This window comes from Shewanella sp. A22, from assembly GCF_053850585.1.
Genome location: NZ_JBSQBN010000002.1, coordinates 1 through 25,497, shown reverse-complemented (window position 1 = coordinate 25,497; position 25,497 = coordinate 1). Strand labels below are relative to the sequence as shown.

The window sequence follows — 25,497 nt, the reverse complement described above, 5'->3', positions numbered from 1 at the left end:
GCATTAGTCGCTTATTCGCGATGACTTTTTAAATGGTTTGCATAACGTGCCTTGATGGTAGCTCATTTGCCACCACTCATTAATCAGTGACCATATAGAACTACGTAGTGAAAATATCGGCGTTGGTTTAAGCTATAGCCTGCGGCCACTAATATCCTAATTGAACTTTTAATAAATTTATCTGAGCACTAAGCGTTTGTGGCGTAATATGCATGAATTTTGATGCCTGAGCGATACTGCTATATGTCGCTATCGTACAAAAATACTGCAAGTGATGATAATTAAACTTACCATATGATTCCCTAATGTACTTTTATCTCATCTAAAGTTTATTTTCTCAAAATACAGTATCAATTTTTTATTGATGAAAAACAAAACTATGATAGAGTTTTAGTACTATGATTAATTGTATAAAGTTAAATCATTAGAGAAAAAGGATTTTTATGTCAAAAAACAATTTCCCCTTAATGGCTTTCGCTTTCTTGGCCCTTCAATTATTGTCAGTACCATCTGCTAAGGCAATAGAAGTACTGACGGCTCAAGAACTTTCATTGCACTGTGCACTGTTTAATTCTGAACCAGAAAGCGTTGATGGTCAGTATTGTGTCCGATATATTCAAGGCTTTATAGATGGTGCAATAGCGACCGATGCAAGAGTCATGCTAAATGCGGAAAGTGCCCTTGCAAGTAAAGAGACTTTCTCGGAACGCGCGATTCGCACTCGTATGCCAAACCGTTTAGACCGTTCCAGAGCAGCTGGCCTAGCCGGTTTTTGCCTAGGAGATCCGCTGCTTTTGCGCGATGTAGTTAACGTAATCGTCGTCGATCTAGCAGCCCAAGATAGCAGCGAAGAAAATGAACCAGCGATGGAAGTCGTCTATAAATCATTACTGAAAAACTACCCCTGCAAACTATGAGCTTAACTCTAGCCCAGCATACGTTTCAACGCGGCGAAACAAAACTCTCGTCTGTTTTGCTACTTCTGCTTATTTTAGCAATATCTTGGCTTCTCTGGTCAGGGCTCTACAAACCACTGGTCATGAGTTTGGGGGCTTTGTCTTGTTTGCTCAGCGTTTACTTGGCACATCGTATGGGCTTTTTCCGGCATCATACAAATTTTCTTAAACTTATGCCTCGCCTGCCAGGCTATTGGTTGTGGCTGCTTCGAGAGATTATTATTTCGAGTCTGGACGTAGCCAAGCTAATCCTTAAACCCTCTATGCCTATAAGCCCCACCGTGGTTGTGCTTGAAGCGGAAGCCAGAACGGACGTGGGCCAAGTCATTCTTGGCAATTCCATTACCCTGTCTCCGGGAACCGTCACATTGGATTTACACAAGGGGAAAGTATTGATTCATTGCCTGACCAGTGAAAGTGCAAAAGAATTACAAAAAGGCGAAGCGAATCGACGAGTAGCAGCTCTGGAGCCCCACTAATTATGTATATTGTTGTCTCTATAGCCATTTTGGTGACCATGGTATTGGCCTTAGTGAGAGCACTTAAAGGACCAAGCGCTTACGATCGCGTACTGGCTGTCAATGTGTTTGGTACCAAAACAGTATTGTTACTGTCAGTCATTGCATTTCTTTACGGTCGGCCTGATTTTCTTGATCTTGCGTTAGCCTACGCTCTGGTCAATATGGTCGGGATTCTTGCAGTATTAAATTTTTTCCAAAATCGTTCCCGAAGAAAATCTGATTCCGAGGCAAAAAATGATTGATGTCGCGCTAGATATTCTGAGTTGGATTTTACTCGTTCTAGGTGGTGCCTGCGTGTTAATCGGCGGTATAGGCGGCCTGCGCCTGCCAAACTTTTACACCAGAATTCATGCCGCCAGTCTTACTGATACCATGGCGACTATCTTAATTTTTGTGGGTATGATCCTACAAGCCGGTTTGTCTCTAGCCGCTATTAAACTGTTTGCTATTATGCTGTTTTTGTTGCTGACTGGCCCAACCGCTACCTATGCGTTGGCCAATGCCGCGCTATTATCCGGGCTCAAGCCAGACGATGGAAGCGCTAGCGACGCACCCAAGGCTAACAACTTACCCCAAGAGGGGGCTGGAGAATGATCTTAATTTTTGCGCTATTCCTACTGACCCTTCTCGTCATTACCGCTATTGCTATAGTGCGCACCGACGACCTGTTTGTCGCGGTAATGCTGACATCTATTTTTAGTTTACTAATGGCGGCCAACTTTTTTATTTTGGACGCTGCAGATGTAGCACTAACAGAAGCCGCGGTGGGTGCTGGAGTGACAACGGTAATCTTCCTCTGTGCATTGGAGCTGACTGGTGACCGGGAAAAAGCTCGAGTTGGAGGTCGGTGGGTAGCTCTAGGTACTGTGGGCGTTCTGGCATTGCTAATAATATACGCCACTTTCGACAAACCACGGCTCGGCGACCCTGATGCCCCAGTGCATCAACATCTTGCGCCTTGGTATCTAGAAAAAACACCTGAGTATATCGATATTCCCAATGTGGTCACCGCAATCCTTGGCAGCTTTCGAGGCTATGACACGCTGGGCGAGGTGTTTGTTGTTTTCGCTGCTTGTATCGGGGTTTTATTCATCCTTGGTGTGAGCCCTTCACGAAAAAATCCGCCAGTGATTAAAAAAAGTAGTGGTCTACGCCACCATCTGATCCCCCAAGTAGTCGGCCGACTACTGATCCCGTTTATCGTGTTATTTGGTCTTTATGTACAATTCCATGGTGAATATGGTCCGGGCGGAGGATTCCAAGCTGGTGCAATTATTGCCACAGGCGTAATCCTTTACGCGCTGCTCGAAGGCGAATCCGAGGCATTGCGCGCAATACCTCGTGGGGTGCTGTTGGGTATGGTTATAGGCGGTGCATTGCTATATGGCGGCGTGGGTGTGGCTTGCATGTTGATGGGAGGAACATTTCTAGATTATTCAGTACTAGCCGCTGACCCTGTGTTTGGGCAACAGCTGGGTATATTAATTATCGAGGCCGGCGTTGGCATGGCGGTTTGTGGTGCACTTCTGGCCATTTTTCATGCGTTCGCTGCCCGTGAGAGGTGGTCATGAAACTATTAGAACTGCTGGGCTACTTCAATTATTGGGTATTCGCTATTATTTTAACGGTGGGACTGTATGCCGTGATTAGCAAAACCAATTTGATAAAAAAACTCATTGGATTATCCATTTTTCAATCTGCTGTATTCCTTATGTATATTACTATGGATAAGGTAGAAGGCGGGACTGCCCCCATCATACAAAAAGGTGTAGAAGATCAAATATTTTCAAACCCAGTACCACAGGTACTGATACTAACAGCCATTGTTGTGGGAGTATCTACCCTTGCATTGGGACTGGCCATGGTTGTACGTATCAAGGAATGTTATGGCACGATCGAAGAAAACGAAATTTTGGATGCCGACTGATTACTATGGATTTATTAGCACACCTTCCTGCTTTGCAAGTTGTGATACCGATGTTGTCGGCACCACTTATCGTCATGTTACAACCGCGAGGTTTAGCTTGGGCCGGAGCAACTGCCGCTGCACTAGTTTGTTTTTCTATCGCCGTTGCGCTTACTTTGGCGGTTTTAGACGGACAAACCCTCCAATACGCTATGGGGGGCTGGCCGGCACCTTATGGCATTGCACTGTCGGTTGATACGTTTAGTGCCATTGTTTTGCTGGTGATCACGGGAGCAAGCACTGCAGCCTTACTCGCTGCCAAACCAAGCATTGATCAGCAAATAGAATCAGAACGCCAATCACTTTTCTATGCGGCCTGGCTTTTGGTTTTATCTGGCCTGGTGGGTATTGTCGTATCAGCAGATGCCTTCAATATTTTTGTTTTCATGGAAATTTCATCTCTGGCCAGCTACATATTAATAGCTGGTGGTCCAGACCGTCGGGCTCTTCCAGCCGTTTTCAAATATCTAATGATGGGCACTATTGGCGCAACCTTTTATCTAATTGGTGTAGGTCTAATCTACATGATGACCGGCACACTTAACTTAGCAGATATTCAAGATCGCCTCGGTGATGTGACCGATATAAATCCAGTTCTAGTTGCTGCTGGATTCATCACTATTGGGTTGGCCCTTAAAGCTGCTGTGTTTCCTTTGCATGTATGGGTGCCAAACGCTTATACACATGCTCCGCACATGGTGACCGTGTTTCTTGCTGCTTGCGCGACCAAGGTTGCACTGTATGTACTTATCCGATTTGACTATATGGTATTTCAAGCCACGCTTGAGGATCACGAAGTTCAGTTCGCATTGTTTGCGATGCCATTGGCAATTCTCGGAATACTTATTGCTTCTGCAGTTGCGATGTTCGAAGGACACCTTAAAAGGCGGCTTGCTTCATCATCTATAGCACAAATAGGCTATATTTTGCTTGGTGTTAGCTTTGTAAGCATGGCTGGACTAAGCGCCAGCGCAATGCATATGTTCAACCATGCGCTAGCAAAAGGTGGCTTGTTTCTGGCAGTTGCTTGCCTAGCTTATCATTATCGTGACTTACGCCTAGATCAACTCGGTGGTGCTGCAGCTCGTATGCCCTGGACTTGTGCTGCTTTTGTTGTGTGTGGTTTGAGCTTAATCGGCGTGCCTGGTACTGCAGGGTTTATTAGTAAATGGCTCCTTATCACCGCCGCTTTGGAAAGCGGTCCTTGGGGGAGTGGGCTAGTAGCAATTATTCTAGTCAGTTCCTTGATGGCGGTGGTTTATGTTTGGCGCATCGTTGAGGCGCTTTACTTCCAAGCTCCTGTCGAAGGAGAAGGTCCAACATCTGAAGCACCAATACAAATGTTATTAGTTACCGGTTTTATTGCACTACTCAATATATACTTCGGACTGTTTCCACAGGTTCCATTAGAACTCGCAAATAGTGCCGCTTCCCTTCTCTTGGAGGGTTCACAATGACACCAGAAACGACCATATTAGTCGCCATTGGTCTTCCTCTAGTCGGAGCTCTCGCCATCTCCCTTGCTGGACGAATAGGCCCTAATATTCGCGAAGCTGCAACCGCTATTACGTCTGTTTCACTAATCTGGGTTGTTTGGGGACTCATTCCGACTCTTATGGAAGGCGGAAGCCCCTCGGTAGAGGTTAGCGAGGTAATGCCTGGGCTAACTATTGCGTTTACTGTTGAACCTCTGGGCATGCTATTTGCTGCATTGGCATCTGGGCTTTGGCTTATCAACTCGATATATTCCGTTGGCTACATGCGCGGTAATAAAGAGAAAAACCAAACTCGATTTTATGTATGCTTCGCGTTAGCTCTTTCTGCCACTATTGGTGTTGCTTTCGCTGGCAATCTATTCACTCTCTTTTTATGCTACGAATTATTAACACTCTCGACATACCCTCTGGTAGCACATAAAGGTGATGCTGCTACGATACGTTCGGCAAGGATTTATCTGGGTGTTTTACTGAGTACATCTATTGGTTTGTTCCTTCCTGCAATCATCTGGACTTATACCGTGGCAGGAACAGGTGATTTTACTGCCGGCGGGATCCTCGCTGGTAAGTTGAATGACCCTGAAATAGGGTTGCTTCTGGCACTATTTGTATTTGGTATCGGCAAAGCGGCTGTCATGCCGATGCATAAATGGCTACCCGCCGCTATGGTAGCCCCCACCCCAGTGAGTGCCTTACTACATGCCGTTGCAGTAGTTAAAGCTGGTGTTTTTGCTATCACTAAGATAATCATTTATATATTTGGGATTGAATATCTATTTGAATCACCCAGCTCAGAATGGCTTTTATATGTTGCGGCTTTTACCATCATTGTTGCTAGTCTTGTTGCAATGCGCCAAACCAACATCAAACGCCTACTAGCCTACTCCACTATTGCCCAGTTATCTTATGTAGTCATGGCCTCAGCCATTCTCAAACCACTCGCAGAGGTTGGCGCCGCCTTACATATGGTCGCTCATGCTTTTGGTAAAATCACATTGTTCTTTGCTGCTGGCGCAATTTATGTTGCCTCTAAAAAGACCGAAATCCATCAATTACGTGGTATTGGTAGGCGTATGCCATGGACAATGGCGGCGTTTACAATTGGTGCATTGAGTATGATTGGTGTCCCTCCCACTGCGGGGTTCGTCTCCAAATGGTACATTTTAGCCGGAGCTTTCGAAGCTAACAATCTAGTAGCAGTGTTCACTATCATTGCCAGTACCGTTCTTAATGCCGCTTACTTTTTGCCGATTTTATACCTAGTTTGGTTTGAACGAGAAAAAGAAGGTGATAAGAAGCACGGCGAAGCACCGTTTTTAGCTGTGCTGGCATTGTGTGTGACCGCCATACTGACACTCGCTTTCTTTTTGTTTAACGATCCAGTAATTAAATTGGCAAGCCAAGTAGTTAAGGGGCTCGGTTAAAATGAATGACGAAAAACAATTGCACTGGTTAGTACGGCCGTCAACGATTCGTAAGCTCTGGATTGGTTTCAGTGTTGTACTGACTTTGGTGGTACTTGCGCAGACGGTCATATACGTTAAAGGTTATTTTGGCTTTGATGGCTGGTTTGGGTTCGGCGCACTTTATGGATTTGTCAGTTGTCTGGTGATGGTACTAGTAGCAAAATTATTAGGTTTGCTTCTAAAACGTCCACAGAATTATTATGACGAACCAGAGCAAATAGAAACCTCAGCGCCTAGTCATGACAAGGTAAAGGAGAATAGCAATGGGGTTTGAATTTTTCTCTCCAGCATTTATCCTGCTAATTGCTGCTGTACTGATATGTTTGGTTAAATGGCACGCACGAACAGCGGTCCTATTAATCGCCCCAATTATTACCCTGTTGGCCATATGGCAGATCCCTGACGGAGTTCAGAGTACGGTAAAATTTCTTTCATACAACATTGAACCTGTCGAAGGTAGTCCGCTAAGACGATTGTTTGCGACTATTTTTGCGATCATGGTCTTTGTAGGAGGTCTGTTTTCTTTTCGTATAGCACGTTGGTATGAGCTTGCCGCAGCCTTTACATACGCTGCAGGTGCTATAGGAGTCTGTTTTGCCGGCGATCTTATTACCATGTTCGTCTACTGGGAACTAATGGCGATATTCTCTACTATTGTGGTGTGGTGTGGTGGTACACCCGGTTCACGCGCAGCTGGAATACGTTATGCCATTATGCATTTTCTCGGTGGCGTAATACTTAAAGTTGGCATTGTAGGTGTCGTACTTGAGACTGGTTCTATCCAAATCCAACCTATGCTAGCAACAAATTTCAGTACATGGATGATACTTATTGGCATATTGATAAACGCCGCGGCACCACCAGTGTCAGCTTGGCTAGCCGATGCATACCCAGAAGCCACACCCACGGGTTCAGTATTTTTGTCGGCATTTACAACTAAAACAGCTGTACTGGCACTGATATTATTATTCCCAGGCGAATCAGTGCTGATTGGCATTGGTCTATTTATGGTTATGTACGGTATTATTTTCGCATTATTGGAAAATGATGTACGTCGTATCCTTTCCTACTCCGTGGTTAACCAAGTCGGTTTTATGGTTGTTGCCGTAGGTATTGGTACCGAAATGGCGCTTAATGGGGCTACGGCTCATGCTTTTGCACATATTATATATAAAGCGCTACTGTTTATGAGTGCTGGGGTTGTTATATACCGCACTGGGAAAAATAAATGTATGGAGCTGGGTGGTCTATTTCGCACCATGCCACTTACCTGCGTTTGCGGTATTATTGGCGCGTTAGCGATTTCAAGTTTTCCACTGACTTCAGGCTTTACGACAAAAAGCATGATCTCCCAGGCCGCTGTCGATGGGGATTTAGTGTGGGTTTACATGGCATTAACCGCCGCGTCGGCCGGTGTATTCCTTCATGCTGGCATCAAATTTCCATGGTTTGTGTTTTTCCAAAAAGACTCAGGTTTAAGGCCAAAAGATGCGCCATGGAATATGGGGTTGGCGATGATCATTTTTGCCAGCTTATGCATTTTACTGGGTGTATTCCCTGAAATGCTTTATTCCCTATTACCCTACCCTGTTGACTACCAACCGTACTCTATTGGTAAAGTGCTATTCTACCTGCAGTTACTGCTATTTTCAGGTTTGGCTTTCTTCGTATTATTACCACTAATGAAACGTACCATGACAATTAGCCTCGACACAGATTGGCTTTGGCGACGTGCGGCATTTTCATTGGTTAAGTTGATCGAACGAGCACTTAGCTCACTAGGTGACGTGGTTACGCAACAACGAGACCGCTTGCAGAAATTCTTACAACGTATGGCAGTGCGTTATCTAGGCCAACCGCATACAGCAGATAGCCAAGAGCGCGGCGTGTTCGCGCGCTCTTGGCCCGTGGGGACTACTGTGCTATGGATCGCTGGGTTGCTATCAGCCTACGTGTTGTTGTACTACCTTTAGCTTCACTGGGAACAAATTTTTCACTTGACTCCATTTGGCATAGTAATACCAATCTCATTAAATATCTGGTCAGTTCAGATTCTGACGGGTTTCAAAGTCCTTTATGCTTCGTTAGATGCTTTCAAAATACGACGGCATGGTCTATTTTTTCCATAAAAAATAAGACATTACCACCATCCATGGCGGTCAGATGCTGGAGGTAGAGTAACGCAGGAGCTTGTTACCGAGGATCACTATTCGCTTCAATCATCTGCCTTGCCTACAGCTCTTTGAACTCCCGCTGAAAGATCACATATTTAATAGGATTGGTATAATTTTTCAGATCAGATAGTGACGCTTACAGGCGTTGAAGATAGGTATTGTGAGGGCTGAAGGCTAGGGTTTGTTGATCTTTGCTGGTTAAATTTCGTTCGAGATAAAAACGTTTTAATCGAGGCGAGCGGATTGCTGCCTAGCAATCTAAGCACCACTTGATTTACAAAGAATCGCTCAACAAAGAGTAAAACGTTTTTAGCCGAACCCTTCGGGCAGCCTTTGTTGGTCATTTTTACTGCGTTATCGACTTTTTATGTAGAATAACTACACAACAAAGTCTCTGCCGCGCAGTTATAAATGTGAGTAATGACCAACAATTCGCTGCAAAAACAACCTTGAAAGATCAACAGGCCCTACGGTTAAACATGCCATTACTAACATTTCTGTGTTTTCATAAAAAAACTTAGGCGGAGTTTTAGCACAAATCAATTTATAACAGTACAAATAAATATAACACTCTATGGGAAAGTTTTATGGTGCTGAAACGTAGAAAATATGCCATTTTCTAGCGACTCCCTCAAAATGAACTAGCCACTTATATCCACTTTACCTTTGGTACTAACCTTACCTTATAAGCTAAGTAAGGTTAGCCATTTTTTAGATTCATTCTTGTAAATTAATTGATATTGAAACCAATCCCATTGCTAGCATGAGTAAATTTATGGCCAACTGTTGTAAGTAATGATGGAGACTGTTGCCGAAATGGCTGGGACTCCGAGAGGGGTAACGTCCCTTTTGATCTGTACAATAAATGTAGCAAGGGCAAAGACGTTAATGGTCGTAGGCTATAAACAATAAATAGCGGCTACTGCCTGAGAGATGATTAACTCAACTGATTAACTAACCTTATCGACTCTATTTATTGGCTAAACTGATTAACTTTATTCAACAAACGCATAAATTCATCTTGTTCGCTGTCAGTTAATGCGCCTAAAAAGTGTTGATTAACCCACTCGGCTTCATGAATTAAGTCTTGCTCTAAGGCTTTACCATTATCAGTTAAAAATATTTGAAATGCGCGGCGGTTGTCCGCTTCTTGATGACGGGTTATGAATCCTTGTACTTGTAAATTGTCCAGTAAACGGGTCATGGTGTAATTAGCTACATCACAGCGTTTAGATAATTCAGTCTGGCTCAAGCCCTCCTCTTGCCACAAGGTGAATAGCACAGGCCAAAGTTTACCGTCGAGCTCGTAGCGCTTTAAGCGCGAATCAAGCTCTTGCTGCAAAGCAATATTAAGATGGGAAATTAGGTAACTTAAACTTTCAAAACGTTCCAAATGATACCTCCTACATCGTCATCCGTATGATTACTTCCGGTTATAGAATTTGCTGACATATAAGGCCAAAGCATCGATACCAAAGTTAAACACACCTGAACATGAATTAGATTACCATCTCTATACGTTAATAGAAGCTATTTTAGTCAAAAGATAAGTACTCGTTAATGTAACGGTAGTAACAGGATCGACTTAATTTCCCCACCAAGCCTCGTACTAAAGGCACGTAAATGCCATCGTCTGTGACGATAATATCCGCGATATTAATCGCGGGAAGTTGCGTACCTATGCTCGGGGTGAATACCAGCTTAACATTTGAATGTGTATCTTTAGATAAACCATGATAATCCACTAGTAATAATGGATATGCTTCAACGGTGACTTTGACCTTTTCAACGGGTGTAATTAAATAATACTCGTCATCGATACAGTTCAAAATACGACTAAACAAGGCCGCAAACTTTGCAGGCAACGGACTGTCTAGATACAACCAATCACCGTTGGCTTGAATATGAAACAGCACATCATCACTGCAAAGCGCCACACCATCAGGTTGAGTGAATGTACTTAATGCTGCTGTTTCATCTGTCATTATGCTATATCCTTATCCCAGTAACTTAAGCAACGCCTCAATGGGGTGCTGGGGTTTAAAGCCGGAAAAACGTTTTACCTGGCTTCGACAAGAATAGCCCGAAACCAATATTTGACTCTTTTCAGTCATTTTTTCAATACTTGATTGCCAAGACATTTCAAAAAGTTGTTTTGAACGTTCAAGGTTTTCAAGTTCATGGCCATAAGTGCCCGCCATGCCGCAACAACCTAAATTGACACTGTTTAACTTAGCCCCAAAATGACTAAAAATAGCTTTCCACTCATTGGCGGTATTCGGCTTAGCCGTCGATTCGGTGCAATGACTAAACCAAGTGTATTGTGGCGCATCATCTGATAATGCTGACGATCCATTTCGACTCGCAACAACATCTGTTAGCCATTCATTGGCCAACAGCACCTCAAATGGACCACGGTGTTGTCCTAAGGCTTCTTTGTATTCGTCGCGATAACACAATACTAATGCAGGATCTAAGCCCACCATTGGCATTCCGAGTGCATAAACCTGATTCAAAAAGTCTGCGCTATCTTGGGCCGTCTTAGCAAATTTATCTAAAAATCCTTTAATGTGAGTCGGTTTACCATTGGGTTTAAATGGCAGTAATACCGGTTTAAAGCCCAGAGCTTCAATAAGCTGAATAAATCGATAAACCAAACCTGCATCGTAAAAGCTGTTGAATGGATCTTGTACAACTAATACATATTGGCTGCGCTGTGTGTCAGGGATAGCACATAAGGCTTCTAAGTCGTAACCTCGACTCGCATGGCCATCTAAGCGTTGTTTGAGTGTAGGTACAGACAACTTTGGCGCATCCACATACCCAATGGCTTTTTTAATCACCCATTTGCTGACTGGGTTTTGCGAAGCAAAATTGGTTAATTTAGGCATCGCAGCCATCAGTGGTAGCGAGTCTTCGATACCTGCAACAAGATAGTCTTTAGCTGGACGTAAGTAGCGTTTGTAATAAATATTGAAGAACTGCGCCCTAAATTTAGGCACATCAACTTTAACAGGACATTGACCAGAACACGCTTTACAGGCTAAACATCCTTTAAGCGACTCCATCACCTCATGAGAATAATCATAATCTCGTTGATTATTTATGGTGTTTTGAGTGCGTTGCATCCAACCAAAGGGTTTTGACTTTGCTAACTCGTCAACATCGACACCTTCGGCTTCAAGTAAACGCAACCATTCACGCATTAACCCTGCTCGGCCCTTTGGCGACTGAACTCTGTCACCTGTAACTTTAAATGATGGGCACATAGGCGAGTAACTGCTGTAGTTAAAACACAGTCCATTACCGTTACAGTTCATAACATCAGGAAAAGCTTCGCGGGTTTGCAGCGGAATTTGTCTGTCGAAACTGCCGCGCTTGGCACTGTCGACATTAAATATCAATGGACCCGATTGAGGCGGGGCGACTAATTTACCTGGATTTAAGCGGTTATCTGGGTCAAATAAGCCTTTAATTTGCTCGAGCACACCATAAAGTTCATCACCAAACACCGCAGGGCCGTATTCACCACGCACCCCTTTTCCGTGTTCACCCCACATTAAACCACCATATTTAAGCGTTAATGCGGCGACTTGATCAGATATCACCTTCAGCAATTTTTCGTCGGCAACATCACACATATCTAATGCTGGTCGAACATGTAACACTCCAGCATCTACATGACCAAACATGCCATATTGCAAATTATGGCTATCAAGCAGCGCACGAAACGCCATAATATAGTCGGCTAAGTTTTCTGGAGGTACGGCAGTATCTTCAGCAAATGCGAGTGGTTTCCGAGTTCCTTTTGTGGCACCTAATAAGCCAACAGCTTTTTTACGCATCGCATAAATACTGTCAATATCACTTCTGTCACTAATAATTTGAAAGCCCACTAAACCGAACTGTTGTTGGGTAAGTTGTCCTGTCAGCATCTCTTCTAACAGCGACACTTTATGCTTAACAACATCATCTTCACCTGCAAACTCAACCATATTAAGGCCTTCTATGGTCTTATTAGGTACAGCCTTAATTTGATCGGCTACTGAATGCCAAATAATATCTTCGCGGGCAAGATTAAGTACTTTTGAGTCAACCGTTTCAACTACGGTAGCGTTGGCCTGTACTAATGATGGCGCATGGCGTAATGCTGATTCAAATGAATCATATTTGATATTGACCATGATGCGGGTTTTAGGCAATGGCGTGAGGTTTAGCTTAGTTTCGGTGATGATGGCAAGCGTGCCTTCGGAGCCAGCTAAAATACGCGATAAATCAAATTGACTTAAGTCATCATTCCACACATGTTTTAAATCATAACCGGTTAAAAATCGATTTAGCTTTGGAAAACGTTCAATAATAGTGTCACGCTTAACGCGACAAACTTCAGCAACTTGGTTGGCAATATTATTCCCCAGAGTGTTGGCGCCAAAGGGAGAGCGTTCAAGTTTATCGTGTTCTATTGGTGTGGTAGTTAATACGCTACCATCAATCAGCACACTGGTTATACCTAATACGTGGTCGGAAGTTTTACCGTACACCAATGAGCCCGCACCCGAGGCGTCGGTGTTCACCATGCCACCGATAGTGGCTCTATTTGAAGTAGAAAGATCTGGACTAAAAAACAACCCATGCGGACGTAAAGCATCATTTAAGGCATCTTTAATCACACCCGCTTGTACCCTTGCCCAGCCTTCTTCAGCATTAATTTCGAGCACTTTATTTAAATGACGAGACACATCCAAAATTAATCCATGGGTAAGTGACTGGCCATTGGTCCCCGTTCCGCCGCCGCGAGCACTAAAAGTCACTTGTTTGTATTTGGGTTGTGCAGCTAACGACAACACTAGTTCTACATCTTGTTGATGTAGAGGATATATTACCGCTTGAGGTAAAAATTGATACACCGAATTATCGGTTGCCTGAATAAGCCGCGCACTGTAACGCTTGTCTATTTCTCCTTCAAACTCGCTTTGCTCAAGCGCGTCAAGATACTCAAGATAGATAGGTTCTAATGTTTGTTTATGTGATAGCAAAGGTAACATAGAGGACTTATTATTTATTGGCATATTGCAGCCATTATAAACAAAAAAAAGCCGCTAAAAAGCGGCTTTTCTAACAACTTGATAAAATTGCAAGTTAGATCTTAAATCAACTTGCAATTTTGACACTTATTTACGCATGTGCTTCAGCTAAATATAACCAAGTGTCAATCACGGTATCAGGATTAAGTGATACAGAATCAATACCTTGTTCAACTAACCATGCAGCAAAATCAGCGTGATCTGACGGACCTTGGCCGCAAATACCGACATATGCACCTTTTGCTTTAGCCGCTTTAATCGCCATAGCTAATAGCGCTTTAACCGCATCATTGCGCTCATCAAACAAGTGACTGATGATCCCAGAGTCACGATCAAGCCCTAATGTTAACTGAGTTAAATCATTTGAACCGATAGAGAAACCATCAAAATGCTCAAGAAACTCATCAGCTAATAATGCGTTAGAAGGTAATTCACACATCATAATAACGCGTAAACCATCTTTACCACGCTCTAAGCCTTGTTCTTTAAGTAACTCAATAACTTGAGATGCTTCACTAACCGTACGAACAAATGGAATCATCACTTCAACGTTAGTTAAGCCCATTTCGTTTCGAACCCGTTTTATTGCTTCACATTCAAGCGCGAAACAATCGCGGAATGATTCAGAAATATAACGACTCGCACCGCGGAAGCCCAACATTGGGTTTTCTTCTTCTGGTTCGTAACGGTCACCACCAACTAAGTTGGCGTACTCGTTAGACTTAAAGTCTGACATTCGTACAATCACTTTCTTCGGATAGAAAGCCGACGCGATAGTGGCAATACCTTCTACTAAACGAGCTACATAAAATTCAACAGGCGAGTCATAACCCGCAATCATTTCATTAATTTCTGTTTGTAATTCGGCCGTTTGGTCGTTGAAATCAAGTAATGCTTTAGGGTGAATACCAATCATGCGGTTAATGATGAACTCTAAACGCGCTAAACCGACACCTTCATTAGGTAAACGGGCAAAATCAAAGGCGCGATCGGGGTTACCCACGTTCATCATAATTTTCATTGGTAACGACGGTAAGGTATCTACACGGTTGGTTACGACTTCAAACTCTTGTTTACCCGCATAAATAAGGCCAGTATCACCTTCAGCACAAGAAACTGTTACAGTATCTCCGTGTTTAATGCGGTCAGTAACATCACCACAACCGACTACGGCTGGTACACCTAATTCACGAGCGATAATTGCAGCATGACAAGTACGTCCACCACGATTGGTGACAATCGCACTAGCACGTTTCATGATAGGTTCCCAATCAGGGTCTGTCATGTCAGTCACTAACACGTCACCAGGTTTAATTTGGTCCATGTCTTCAATTGAAGCTAATACCTTCGCGACGCCTGTACCAACTTTATGACCAATTGCACGACCTTCTGCAATGACATCGCCTTTGGTTTTTAAATGATAACGCTCAATTAGCTGCACATCTTCACGGCTACGAACTGTTTCAGGTCGCGCTTGAACAATATATAGCTTACCGTCATTACCATCTTTAGCCCATTCGATATCCATCGCACGGCCATAATGTTGTTCAATGATCACCGCTTGCTTAGCCAGTTCCATCACTTCTTCATCATTAATTGAAAATAGACGGCGTTGTTCTGCGACCACATCTTCAATTTTAACTTGCTTGCCGTGTGAGTCATCATCAGAGTAAACCATCTGAATTAACTTACTGCCGATATTTCGGCGAACAACCGCTTTATGACCTTGTGCCAAAATTGGCTTGTGCACATAGAATTCGTCAGGGTTAACCGCACCTTGTACTACCATTTCACCTAAACCAAAAGATGAAGTAATAAACACAACGTCATTATTCCCTGATTCAGTGTCCATAGTGAACATCACACCAGAAGCCGCTTTGTCTGAACGTACCATACGTTGTATGCCAGCAGATAAAGCTACACCTTGATGTTCATAACCCTGGTGAACACGATAAGAAATTGCACGATCATTAAATAATGATGCATAAACATGCTTAATCGCTAGCATGACGGCATCATAGCCTTTAACGTTTAAGAATGTTTCTTGTTGACCTGCAAAAGACGCATCAGGCATATCTTCTGCAGTAGCAGATGAACGCACTGCAAATGATGCATCTTTTGTTTCACTAGATAATTGTTCATACGCTTCACGAATGGCAACTTCTAATGCTGGCTGAAATGGGGTATCAATAACCCATTGTCTGATCTGAGCACCTACTTTTGCCAGTTCATTGACATCATCAACATCCAATGTATCCAGAACGTCACTAATCTTCTGGTTAACTCCACTTTGTTCAAGGAACTCATTGAACGCATGAGAGGTCGTAGCAAAACCGCCAGGAACTTGAACTCCTGCATTAGCCAGATTGCTGATCATCTCACCAAGGGATGCGTTTTTTCCGCCAACCTTGTTTACATCACCCATGCCTAATTCTTGATACCAGAGTACGTATTGCTGCACAGTTTTATCTCCGCAAGTTTTTATTTCAGTGGCCACTTCACACGAGGGCAAGAGCATCTTACACTCCCATACAAGACGCGTAAATCTATAATTTTATTTGTAATTTTATTACTACAAGAGGTCAGAATGACACCAAAAGTATTCTATATTTCAGATGGGACAGCGATCACGGCAGAGGTTTTTGGTCATGCAGTGCTTTCGCAATTTCCTATAGAATTTGAAGCACTTACGATTCCATTCGTTGAAACTGTTCAACGAGCGGCAAAAGTTAAGCAACAAATAAATGATTGTTTTATTACAACAGGCGAAAGACCACTCGTGTTCCACTCGATCATTAATCCTGAAATCCGCAATGTGATTTTTTCGAGCGAATGTGTTGATTACGATTTTTTGAACACCTTTGTTGCGCCACTCGAACAACACTTAGGAGTACAAGCCAAGCCTTTATTACATCGAACCCACGGTAAAAGTAACCATGGTTATGAAACACGCATCGATGCCATTAACTACACCATGGAAAATGATGATGGCCAAACCATGAAGCATATGGATAAAGCCGATATTATCCTGTTAGGTGTTTCCCGTTGCGGTAAAACCCCATCTAGCCTATATCTCTCAATGCAATTTGGTATAAAGGCCGCAAACTATCCATTTACTGAAGATGACATGGATAATCTTAAGTTGCCCGAAGCATTAAAACGCAATAAATCAAAATTATTTGGTTTAACAATTGACCCACATCGCTTACATGAAATTCGCCAAAGTCGCATGGAAAATAGCCGTTATTCATCACTAAGACAATGCCGTTTAGAAGTAAAAGAAGTCGAGATGATGTACAAAAAAGAACGCATTCCGTTTGTGAATACGACCAACCATTCCGTTGAAGAAATCGCCACAAAAATTATCGACATGACAGGTTTAGAACGTCATATGTTCTGATAGTAAAACAATAAAATTTTGCTTATTAAGTGCAAAAAAATGCTTGGAGACGGACTCAACCCGAGTTGATTCGTCTTTATCATTTACTACAATCTGTTTTTTAACCGTCACAATACAAGGCTAAGCCTCGCATCTTGAACTTCTTTGGGTATATAATCCCGAGCAATATGATGCAAATGCATCTCACGATTTCTCGGTAATATGCATGACTATTAAAACAGATGAACTCAGAACAACCTTATTAAGCAAAGTTATTTCTCCTGCTCAGTTGGCTTCAGAATACCCATTAACCCAAGATGCTGCCGATTATCTTGTTGCCCAGCGCCATGAAGTTGAATCCATTATCGCAGGTAAAGACCAACGGTTATTGGTTATTGTAGGCCCTTGTTCAATCCACGATACTAAAGCAGCATTAGATTACGCAAACCGCCTGTCAGTCCTGCACCATGAGTTAAAAGATGACTTATGTATTTTAATGAGGGTATATTTTGAAAAGCCTCGTACGATTGTAGGTTGGAAGGGGTTAATTTCCGATCCTGATTTAGATGGTAGTTTCAGCCCAAACAAAGGTTTACGTATGGCACGTGAACTGCTGCAACAAATTACCGAATTAAAATTACCTATCGCCACAGAGTTTTTAGACATGGTGAATGGCCAATATATTGCCGACTTAATTACTTGGGGAGCAATTGGTGCACGTACCACAGAAAGCCAAATACACCGCGAGATGGCCTCAGCCCTTTCATGCCCTGTAGGCTTTAAAAATGGCACCGACGGAAATATCAATATCGCAGTTGATGCAGTGCGCGCCGCTCAAGCACCACATATTTTTTATTCGCCAGATAAAGATGGCGCAATGGCTGTTTACCGTACTCATGGCAACCCATTTGGTCACATTATTTTACGTGGTGGAAAAACACCAAATTATTCAGCAGACGATATTGAAGTTGCGCGTGCACAGCTTGAGAAAGTGGGTGTAACTCAGCGCATGGTGGTTGACTTTAGCCACGGCAATAGCGAAAAACAGCATAAAAACCAACTCAATGTTGCCGATAGCATTATGGAGCAACTGCGTAATGGTAGTACCGCTATTGCCGGTATTATGGCTGAGAGCTTTATGATTGAAGGCAATCAAAAAGTCATCAATGGCGAGCCTCTTGTTTATGGTCAAAGTATTACCGATGCATGTTTACATTGGCAAGACTCAGAAAAACTACTTCGTGATTTAGCCCAAGCCGCTAAACAACGTAAAGCGTTACTTGCCAAATAACAAAAAAGCAGAATACACCAAGAATAATGCCAGTCTTTTTGACTGGCATTATTCTTTGAACAAAAGACAACTCGATAAATGCCAAGACAACAAAGTATTATACCAATCCCATTAAATATCAGGTCAGTTCAGAGTCTCTCAGGTTTTTCAATTCAAGGCACATTGATGTAGAAATGGTTGTTCCCTTTTAAATCGATGTAACACAGAAGTGGCATACCTGAGAGACTCCATTCTGGCGGGGTTCAAAGTCCTTTATGCTTCGTTAGATGCTTTCAAAATACGACGGCATGGTCTATTTTTTTCCATAAAAAATAACACATTCCCACCATCCATGGCGGTAAGATGCTGGAGGTAGAGTAACACAGGAGCTTGTTACCGATAATCACTATTCGCTTCAATCATCTGCCTTGCCTACAGCACTTTGAACTCCCGCTGAAAGATCACATATTTAATAGGATTGGTATTATTCCGACTTATAAGCCAATAAGGATAGCTGTGCAAGCTCGGCAAATTGGTGTTCGATTGTCATAAAACTATCGACTAAAGCAGGATCAAAATGACTACCGCGTCCATCTAAAATTATTTTTTTGGCTTCTTCATGTGAAAAAGGCCTTTTGTAACAACGAGGCGATGTTAACGCATCATACACATCAACCAAGGCCACAATCCTGGCCGATAAAGGAATTAGGTCTCCTTTTAACCCAAGAGGATAGCCACTGCCGTCCCATTTTTCATGATGTCCACCAGCAATATCCTTTCCCATTAGTAAAAATTCACATTGCGGTGCATAAGACAATAAACTGTCTAACACTTTTGCACCAATAACCGGATGTGCCTTAATCTGTTCAAATTCTTCTGGCGTTAGCCTACCAGGCTTCAACAAAATATTATCCGCGATACCCACTTTACCAATATCATGCAAAATAGAAGACAAACTGATTTCTTGAATAAATGCTTCTGTCAACTCTTCAGGAACATGCTCTTCAGTTAGCCTTTGCCTAGCTAACATATTGGCATATTGCTGCATCCTAATAAGGTGTGCACCAGTATCGTTATCTCTATATTCAGCGAGTTTAGCAAGCCCGATGACTGTTGCTTGGCGAGAAGCTAGAGTCGATTGCAAAGAATGACTCAGCTTACCTAATAAATACGACGTTGATTGGGTAACGATGGCACTGGTGACGATAAAATTAATCACGATTACATACCAAATCAAGGTTGAAAAACCACTAATTTCTGGCCAATCAAGTAATTGATATTCATATCCAACACCGATAAAGATTAAACAAACACCGTTAACAATCTGAGCCCATAATGCCGACTGATTACTCAGTAAAATACTGACCAAAGGTGGAAAGGCAAATAACCAAAAAAAACCGGCTCCAGATGGTCCAATAGTCACTAAAAATGCGACACCGATAAAAAATGCCAAATAGCAACCAATATAATATCGAACCCTATCACTCATCTTTGGATAAAATAAAATCATCAATAAAACACCATAGGCAATGGTATCAAATACCGCCATGAACCATATTTCCATGACAATACATAAATAGACACTGGTAATATAAACAGGAATGCATAACAGTGCTAACACACTAAAGAGTCGCATAAAAATAACTCGACGCCATAAAGGCAACGCATTATCAGGATCATGCTGAATGATTTGGTCAGACAATGTTGAAGTCATAACGTTTCCTGTAATTTATTAATAATCCCTAACAATGGCGTTCATTTTTCATCTGTTGTATAAAAAGAAAAAAATAAATACCAATAATGTGTTACTTCAAGTTTATAAGTATCGTTGTATAAGGCTGAACTAGCAAAATATGCATTAAAAATAATCCATAAAGCCTAGGGCTTGTTGATCTTTCAAGGTTGTTTTTGCAGCGAATTGTTGGTCATTAGTTAAACATGAGCTATAAGACAGAAACTTTATAGTGTAGTTGTTATACATTAAAAGCCGATAACGCAGTAGAAATGACCAACAAACGCTGCACGAAAGCTTCGGCTAAAAAATTTAACCAGCAAAAATCAACAGGTCCTAGATAAACCTATCTATATAGTATGATAATCGTCTATTAAATTTAGCGAGTAACATTAACACAGGCATTGTAAGCAAATAGTTTATAGTTTGTTTATCTGTTGTCACTATTGCTCAAAACCTAAGCAGCATCAATAAGGAATAATAAAATGGTGAGCAATTAGCTCTTTTTTGAGTTTTATAGAATTCATTTATAATAGGCAAATTTTTACCACAAACCCATATAAAATAAGGATATTATATGAAAACCAATCCCCCCATTATTACACAAGGCTTAAATAAAAGTACGGTTATTGCAGGTTTATTATTAGCGATAGGATTGGGTGTATTAGGACTATTATTAAAACAAGCAATCGTTGAATATAAATTACTCGACCGAAGTGTTATCGTAAAAGGTCTTGCTGAAAACGAATATTCTGCCGATATTGTCATTTGGCCTATTCAATTCACAGCAGCGAATAATAATCTTGATGAACTTTATAAACAGCTGGAAACACACAACAATCAAGTAATGGCATTTTTAAAAAAGCAAAATATTAACCAGAAAGAAATTACACTTACTGCACCTACCATTACCGATAAACTCGCGCAGCAATATGGTGGCAATCAACCGGCAGAATTGCGTTACACCGCTTCACAAACTATCACGGTATATTCTAATCAAATCGATAAAGTGCGTAGTGTAATGCCACGCTTAACAGAACTAGGAAAAATGGGTATTGTCTTTTCACAAAACAACTACGATGCTAAAGTTGACTATATTTTCAGTCGTTTAAATGATGTTAAACCCAAAATGATTGAAGAGTCCACCACTAATGCTCGCCTCGTTGCAGAGAAATTTGCTAAAGACTCTCAAAGTCGACTCGGTAAAATAAAAAAAGCTTCTCAGGGCCAATTTAGCATTAGTGATCGTGACAAAAATACCCCATACATTAAACAAGTACGAGTTGTATCTACCATCGAATATTATCTAGCGGATTAACAAAATGAACAAAACAAGCAAAATGCTTTTACCGTTAATGGCCTTATTTAGCTCCTTGGCCATGGCGAAAACCAACAATATAGATGCGCATTCAATCGAACAATCATCTAACACAAAGGTTTTTTATTTGGTTCGTCACACAGAAAAACTCGAAGGTAAAAACCCAAGTTTAACCGCTCAAGGCCAACTAAGAGCGATTCGCCTAGCGAGAATTTTATCAAGTACTCCGGTCACCAAGGTTTACACTACTGGTTATAATCGAACTCGAGAAACCGCACTGGTAGTCTCTCAAGATCAGCACATTGAACCAAGCATATATGATCCCCATGATATGGATGCCTTTGCAACATTATTACTCAAACAACAAGGGCACATTTTAGTTGTTGGTCACAGTAATACCACAACCGAATTGGTCGAAATACTCGGTGGAGATAAACAACTTGCAATTGATGATGCAACCGAATTTGACCGTCTTTATATCATCACCGTTGACGGAAGCAACCAAATGGTGTCAACCGTGTTACTACATTATTAATTTTAACCGGACGCGTAGATAAACCCGGTGAGAACTATATTAAACGATTTGTTTGTATCATTACCGGGTTTAATATTAACGATATAGCCATCCGAAGTACGGTCAACAACCCTCTAACATTAACGGCATAAAAGCAAAGTGTGACAGTCAGGTATATTGACAACGGAATGTAAGCACTATCGTTTTAAGGCAAAGAATTCGACACTTGTTATCCCTTTACAGTACAATGCGCGGCGTTTTCGCGTTATTCATTGTTGATTTACATAACATTAGGTAGTTGTATGTCCCTTGCTCTAAATCCAGCACAAACCCAAACCGATTTCCCTGATGACATAACTGCACGTATTGCTCAATCAGAAGCACGAGTTATCAAAGCCATTTTCCCTTCTAATACTAATCACCATAACACCTTATTTGGCGGCGATGCGTTAGCATGGATGGACGAAACAGCATTTATTGCCGCAACGCGTTTTTGTCGTAAGTCATTAGTCACGGTCAGTTCTGATCGAATTGATTTTAAAAAAGCGATACCAGCCGGCAGCTTAGCTGAGCTGATAGCCAATGTTATCTATGTTGGTAATACATCGTTAAAAGTTGAAGTTAATATATATGTCGAAGACATGTACAAAGACCACCGGGAACATGCCATACGTGGAGTGTTTACATTTGTCGCAGTAGATGAAGAAAGAAATCCTACACAAGTATGGCCACACGGCTAATTTTCATTCAGTCTGAATGCTGTCAAATGGCTGCATCACAATTCACCCAGTTAGACTAAAGTCGAATGCTTTACGATTTTTATTAAAAATCAATCACAATGTGACATAAAGCAATAGAACACTTAATCACTTTTCTGTTACATTGAATGAATCTTCACGTGCAACATAGAATAAAAAACGCCATGAAGCTCGAAAATTTAAACATTATTATTGCTGACGACCATCCATTATTCCGTAATGCCTTAAGACAAGCATTGAGTAATACCTTTGAAAAAACACAATGGTTTGAGGCGGACAGTGCTGAAGCCCTACAGCATGTATTAGATCAAAAAGAAATTCTTTTTGATCTAATACTACTTGACCTACAAATGCCTGGTTCTCACGGTTACTCCACGCTTATTCATCTGCGAACGCATTACCCAGATATTCCCGTCGTGGTGATTTCAGCACACGAAGACATCAATACCATTAGCCGGGCTGTCCATTATGGCAGTAGTGGTTTTATCCCTAAATCCGCTTCAATGGAAGCTTTAGGTGAGGCATTAAATGCGGTGTTATATGGCGATATTTGGTTACCTAAAGGGACTCAAATTATCCCTATTTCGGATGATCCGACTGATCAGATGGCCAGCCGTTTGACGGATTTAACTCCGCAACAGTACCGAGTATTACAAATGTTCGCAGAAGGATTGCTCAACAAACAAATAGCGTATGATTTTGGGGTTTCAGAAGCGACCATCAAAGCACACGCTACCGCGATATTTCGTAAACTTGGAGTCCGCAATCGAACTCAAGCCGTGATAGCACTCCAGCAATTAGAAATGGAAAAAGTCGATTTATCTTAATGCACAATACTATACCGCTTGCACAATTGCCTTTTTCTCAGGCTTGTGAAAATAACAAATCTGCAATTCTGTTACAGTTAAAAAAATGGTTTGTTAACACAACACACGTATTAGAAATTGGTAGTGGAACAGGACAACACAGTGTTTTTTTTGCTGAACACCTTACATATCTTCGCTGGCAACCCAGCGATCAGGCTAGGTATTTACCGTCATTACAAGCTAGGTTAAATCACTCCCCTTTAGCCAATTTAGCCACTGCAGTTGAACTTGATGTCAGTACAATCTGGCCAATTTTTTCATCAGATATTGATGCAATATACAGTGCGAATACGTTGCACATCATGAGTAAAGCCCTCGTAGAATCCTTTTTTGAAAGCTGCGGTCTGCATTTAGCTAATCATGGATGCCTAGCCATATATGGCCCATTTAATTATTCAGGAAAATTCACTAGCGAAAGTAACCAACAGTTTGATAACTGGTTAAAACAGCAAAACCCACTCAGTGGGATCCGTGATATTGAATGGATCAATACATTGGCACAACAACAAGGGTTAACGCTGAAAGACGATATTGCGATGCCTGCTAACAATCGTATGTTGTGTTTTACGCCTCAATAAAATCAGCTAACAATATCTAGCATTATCTTCTATTAAAAATACGCTAAGCTATTCACTTTTTGAATCAGTGCATTTTATGATAAATACAAGGACACACACGATGGGCTCTGTCACCACCCAAAAACACCCTAATGGTCTTGAATATGTCAAGGTTGATACCGAGCTATGCCAAGCAAGAATTTTTATGCAAGGAGCCCAAATAGATCAATTTACACCAACTGGAAAACCGCCTCTACTCTGGGTATCGTCTGCGGATGATTATCAACCTGGAAATGGAATTCGTGGCGGTATCCCAGTTTGCTGGCCTTGGTTTGGTACACATATACACCCTGAATATCCACAACATGGTTTTGCACGCAATAAAATCTGGTCACTCGAAACGGTTAAAATGCGTAATCAAGTTGTTGATTTGGTATTCACTTTGCCTCAGAGTGAAATAGAACAACAATATTGGCCGCACAATACCCAAGTGAAAGTATTGTTTACCTTAGGGGACACCCTATCTGTGAGCATAGTGAACACCAACCTAGATAATCACGATGTCAGTTTAACCCAAGCGCTTCACAGTTATTTTCCTATTGACGATATTCATCAACTAAACATCAGTGGTTTTAATGGTGCTAAGTACATTGAGTTTGGCCAAGGTCCCATCATTCAACAGGAAGATACGGTTACATTTAATAAAGAAACCGATCGAATATATACCGACTTAAGCACCACCCAAGTGTTACATACTGTTAAAGGTACAATTGAAGTAAGTCGTGAAAATAGTCAATCTGCAGTATTATGGAATCCATGGATAGCTAAATCAGCTCGTTTATCACGTTTTAATAACAACGATTACTTAACCATGGTGTGTTTAGAAGCTGCAAACGTACTTGAGGACAATGTTGTATTAGCGCCTGGTGCAAGCCATACACTCACCACGCATATTGGTTGGATATAAAAATCCCTTCAGGCTGCACGATGGCATGCACAATAACGACATGCCATTTTCTCTGCTTTATCCCAATTCTATTAATTTTGTGACCAATCAAAGTCACTCAGTTTGAGGCATACTGTTGTAATAATAGTTGTTCCCTTATGAAACGGTGCAACAGAAAATAGAAAAACTGAGTGGCTCCTGAAGGGCTGGTTTCTGCACCTCTGGTGCATACTGCTTAATTGTATGTTGACGTGCGATTGCATAGCTGTTGGAAATTGAGCAACGTAGAAGCTGTTACCGAGAACTACTATCTCAACAACCTTATTACTTGTCTAGAAGACGTAGAATTTCCGCTGAATTGACCAGATAATACCAATCCTATTAAATATGTGATCTTTCAGCGGGAGTTCAAAGTGCTGTAGGCAAGGCAGATGATTGAAGCGAATAGTGATCCTCGGTAACAAGCTCCTGCGTTACTCTACCTCCAGCATCTG

At 41.8% G+C, this 25,497-nt stretch carries 24 protein-coding genes; 18 read left to right on the top strand and 6 right to left on the bottom strand.

The annotated features are described in order from the left end of the window. Positions 1–148: 148 nt before the first annotated feature. Positions 149–271 (bottom strand): helix-turn-helix domain-containing protein, encoded by a 123-nt coding sequence (locus tag ACWXWT_RS00715; RefSeq protein WP_456039705.1) that lies wholly within the window; start codon positions 269–271, stop codon positions 149–151. Positions 272–482: 211 nt separating this feature from the next. On the opposite strand from ACWXWT_RS00715, the gene ACWXWT_RS00710 reads away from it, so the two are divergent. Genes ACWXWT_RS00710 through ACWXWT_RS00665 form a run of 10 tightly spaced genes read left to right on the top strand, consistent with a single transcriptional unit; the run spans position 483 to position 8,378 of the window. Continuing rightward, the gene (locus ACWXWT_RS00710) at positions 483–917 is read left to right on the top strand and encodes a Rap1a/Tai family immunity protein (protein ID WP_456039704.1); all 435 of its coding nucleotides are present in this window, start codon (positions 483–485) and stop codon (positions 915–917) included. Further along, on the top strand, positions 914–1,435 hold the full coding sequence (locus ACWXWT_RS00705; protein ID WP_456039703.1) for a Na+/H+ antiporter subunit E: 522 nt from the start codon (positions 914–916) through the stop codon (positions 1,433–1,435). The genes ACWXWT_RS00710 and ACWXWT_RS00705 overlap by 4 nt, the downstream gene beginning before the upstream one ends. A 2-nt stretch (positions 1,436–1,437) precedes the next feature. Then, positions 1,438–1,719: a monovalent cation/H+ antiporter complex subunit F gene (locus tag ACWXWT_RS00700; RefSeq protein WP_456039702.1), complete on the top strand. Its 282-nt coding sequence runs from the start codon at positions 1,438–1,440 to the stop codon at positions 1,717–1,719. After that, the gene (mnhG, locus tag ACWXWT_RS00695; protein WP_456039701.1) at positions 1,712–2,071 is read left to right on the top strand and encodes a monovalent cation/H(+) antiporter subunit G; all 360 of its coding nucleotides are present in this window, start codon (positions 1,712–1,714) and stop codon (positions 2,069–2,071) included. Before ACWXWT_RS00700 ends, mnhG begins: the two co-directional genes overlap by 8 nt. After that, entirely contained in the window at positions 2,068–3,048 is a 981-nt protein-coding gene (locus ACWXWT_RS00690; RefSeq protein ID WP_456039700.1) for a DUF4040 domain-containing protein, read from the top strand. Before mnhG ends, ACWXWT_RS00690 begins: the two co-directional genes overlap by 4 nt. Further along, on the top strand, positions 3,045–3,404 hold the full coding sequence (locus tag ACWXWT_RS00685; RefSeq protein ID WP_456039699.1) for a cation:proton antiporter subunit C: 360 nt from the start codon (positions 3,045–3,047) through the stop codon (positions 3,402–3,404). Before ACWXWT_RS00690 ends, ACWXWT_RS00685 begins: the two co-directional genes overlap by 4 nt. Before the next feature lie 5 nt (positions 3,405–3,409). Continuing rightward, positions 3,410–4,900, top strand: a complete 1,491-nt coding sequence (locus ACWXWT_RS00680) for a monovalent cation/H+ antiporter subunit D family protein (RefSeq protein ID WP_456039698.1) — start codon at positions 3,410–3,412, stop codon at positions 4,898–4,900. Further along, positions 4,897–6,363, top strand: a complete 1,467-nt coding sequence (locus ACWXWT_RS00675) for a monovalent cation/H+ antiporter subunit D family protein (RefSeq protein ID WP_456039697.1) — start codon at positions 4,897–4,899, stop codon at positions 6,361–6,363. Before ACWXWT_RS00680 ends, ACWXWT_RS00675 begins: the two co-directional genes overlap by 4 nt. A gap of 1 nt (position 6,364) precedes the next feature. Further along, a complete protein-coding gene (locus ACWXWT_RS00670; protein ID WP_456039696.1) occupies positions 6,365–6,679 on the top strand; it encodes a hypothetical protein in 315 nt (104 codons plus the stop codon). Beyond that, entirely contained in the window at positions 6,669–8,378 is a 1,710-nt protein-coding gene (locus tag ACWXWT_RS00665; protein WP_456039695.1) for a Na(+)/H(+) antiporter subunit D, read from the top strand. The genes ACWXWT_RS00670 and ACWXWT_RS00665 overlap by 11 nt, the downstream gene beginning before the upstream one ends. 1,174 nt (positions 8,379–9,552) lie before the next feature. Here the strand turns inward: ACWXWT_RS00665 and ACWXWT_RS00660 are convergent. From ACWXWT_RS00660 to ppsA, 4 genes are all read right to left on the bottom strand, one after another. Next, positions 9,553–9,972, bottom strand: coding sequence for a MarR family winged helix-turn-helix transcriptional regulator (locus tag ACWXWT_RS00660; protein WP_456039694.1), 420 nt, complete (start codon positions 9,970–9,972; stop codon positions 9,553–9,555). Positions 9,973–10,114: 142 nt separating this feature from the next. Next, positions 10,115–10,564 carry a DUF1285 domain-containing protein gene (locus ACWXWT_RS00655; RefSeq protein WP_456039693.1) on the bottom strand — a complete coding sequence of 150 codons (450 nt, stop codon included), beginning with the start codon at positions 10,562–10,564 and terminating at the stop codon, positions 10,115–10,117. A 12-nt stretch (positions 10,565–10,576) separates the two neighbouring features. Continuing rightward, entirely contained in the window at positions 10,577–13,624 is a 3,048-nt protein-coding gene (ydiJ, locus tag ACWXWT_RS00650) for a D-2-hydroxyglutarate dehydrogenase YdiJ (RefSeq protein WP_456039777.1), read from the bottom strand. Between the two features lie 130 nt (positions 13,625–13,754). Continuing rightward, positions 13,755–16,124: a phosphoenolpyruvate synthase gene (gene ppsA / locus ACWXWT_RS00645; RefSeq protein WP_456039776.1), complete on the bottom strand. Its 2,370-nt coding sequence runs from the start codon at positions 16,122–16,124 to the stop codon at positions 13,755–13,757. Between the two features lie 126 nt (positions 16,125–16,250). Here ppsA and ppsR point away from each other — a divergent pair, with 126 nt between their 5' ends. Both ppsR and ACWXWT_RS00635 read left to right on the top strand, forming a co-directional pair. Next, positions 16,251–17,063 carry a posphoenolpyruvate synthetase regulatory kinase/phosphorylase PpsR gene (gene ppsR, locus ACWXWT_RS00640; RefSeq protein ID WP_456039692.1) on the top strand — a complete coding sequence of 271 codons (813 nt, stop codon included), beginning with the start codon at positions 16,251–16,253 and terminating at the stop codon, positions 17,061–17,063. Between the two features lie 205 nt (positions 17,064–17,268). Beyond that, on the top strand, positions 17,269–18,333 hold the full coding sequence (locus ACWXWT_RS00635) for a 3-deoxy-7-phosphoheptulonate synthase (RefSeq protein WP_456039691.1): 1,065 nt from the start codon (positions 17,269–17,271) through the stop codon (positions 18,331–18,333). A gap of 463 nt (positions 18,334–18,796) precedes the next feature. Here the strand turns inward: ACWXWT_RS00635 and ACWXWT_RS00630 are convergent, their stop codons facing one another. Then, positions 18,797–20,026: an HD-GYP domain-containing protein gene (locus ACWXWT_RS00630; RefSeq protein ID WP_456039690.1), complete on the bottom strand. Its 1,230-nt coding sequence runs from the start codon at positions 20,024–20,026 to the stop codon at positions 18,797–18,799. A gap of 595 nt (positions 20,027–20,621) precedes the next feature. Between ACWXWT_RS00630 and ACWXWT_RS00625 the strand changes: the two genes are divergently transcribed. The 6 genes from ACWXWT_RS00625 (at position 20,622) to ACWXWT_RS00600 (ending at position 25,024) form a co-directional block, all read left to right on the top strand. Further along, positions 20,622–21,362 carry an SIMPL domain-containing protein gene (locus tag ACWXWT_RS00625; RefSeq protein ID WP_456039689.1) on the top strand — a complete coding sequence of 247 codons (741 nt, stop codon included), beginning with the start codon at positions 20,622–20,624 and terminating at the stop codon, positions 21,360–21,362. Positions 21,363–21,366: 4 nt separating this feature from the next. Beyond that, a complete protein-coding gene (locus ACWXWT_RS00620) occupies positions 21,367–21,897 on the top strand; it encodes a SixA phosphatase family protein (RefSeq protein WP_456039688.1) in 531 nt (176 codons plus the stop codon). Positions 21,898–22,178: 281 nt separating this feature from the next. Further along, the gene (locus ACWXWT_RS00615; RefSeq protein ID WP_456039687.1) at positions 22,179–22,616 is read left to right on the top strand and encodes an acyl-CoA thioesterase; all 438 of its coding nucleotides are present in this window, start codon (positions 22,179–22,181) and stop codon (positions 22,614–22,616) included. Positions 22,617–22,798: 182 nt separating this feature from the next. Further along, positions 22,799–23,461, top strand: a complete 663-nt coding sequence (locus tag ACWXWT_RS00610) for a response regulator transcription factor (RefSeq protein ID WP_456039686.1) — start codon at positions 22,799–22,801, stop codon at positions 23,459–23,461. Then, positions 23,461–24,078: a DUF938 domain-containing protein gene (locus ACWXWT_RS00605; RefSeq protein ID WP_456039685.1), complete on the top strand. Its 618-nt coding sequence runs from the start codon at positions 23,461–23,463 to the stop codon at positions 24,076–24,078. The genes ACWXWT_RS00610 and ACWXWT_RS00605 overlap by 1 nt, the downstream gene beginning before the upstream one ends. A 100-nt stretch (positions 24,079–24,178) precedes the next feature. Then, positions 24,179–25,024: a D-hexose-6-phosphate mutarotase gene (locus ACWXWT_RS00600; RefSeq protein ID WP_456039684.1), complete on the top strand. Its 846-nt coding sequence runs from the start codon at positions 24,179–24,181 to the stop codon at positions 25,022–25,024. Positions 25,025–25,497: the final 473 nt, after the last annotated feature.